The organism is Rhodococcus sp. NPDC055024 (genome assembly GCF_053608585.1).
This window is the reverse complement of record NZ_JBSGVT010000059.1, coordinates 605-1,064: the sequence shown is the minus strand read 5'-3', so window position 1 is coordinate 1,064 and position 460 is coordinate 605. Positions and strand designations below refer to the sequence as shown.

Annotated in this window: 1 protein-coding gene; it reads right to left on the bottom strand. The window is 61.7% G+C overall.

Annotation, left to right across the window (positions count from 1 at the left end; all coding sequences use genetic code 11):
• Positions 1 to 163: 163 nt before the first annotated feature.
• Positions 164 to 325, bottom strand: a complete 162-nt coding sequence (locus ACWF6P_RS31810) for a hypothetical protein (protein ID WP_452623706.1) — start codon at positions 323 to 325, stop codon at positions 164 to 166.
• Positions 326 to 460 lie beyond the last annotated feature (135 nt).

The window sequence follows — 460 nt, the reverse complement described above, 5'->3', positions numbered from 1 at the left end:
GCCACGAACTGATCGACTTCTACCTGCGCCGCGGCTATAGGCGAACGGGCGAGCGGACGGGCTACCCGTTCGACGCAGGCGTCGGCAGGCCGCGAGACGAAAATCTGACCGTCGAGACGTTGACCAGGAACATTGCGCGCAACTGATGCCGCGTGCCGTCGCATCAAGCCGCTTCGGCTTCGCGCTGTTGGGCGTCGCGTTGCTGCTGCGCTTGTCGGTCCTGTTCCGCGTTCGCGCGCGCGGCAGCAGCGCGGTCAGCAGGCGTGGGGGCCTGCTGAGCATGTGCAGCCAGTGACACGAGTACCGTCAACGGCAAAACCGCCATTCGGTTTATTGTTTTCATTGCGATCTAAATCCCGGGCCCGATCCGAAAGGGACGTTCATTTTCCGAATAGACGTTTCAGCAACCCGCGCTTTGGCGGCGTTGAAGGCGTGCCCACAGAAACATCACTTTGCGAAG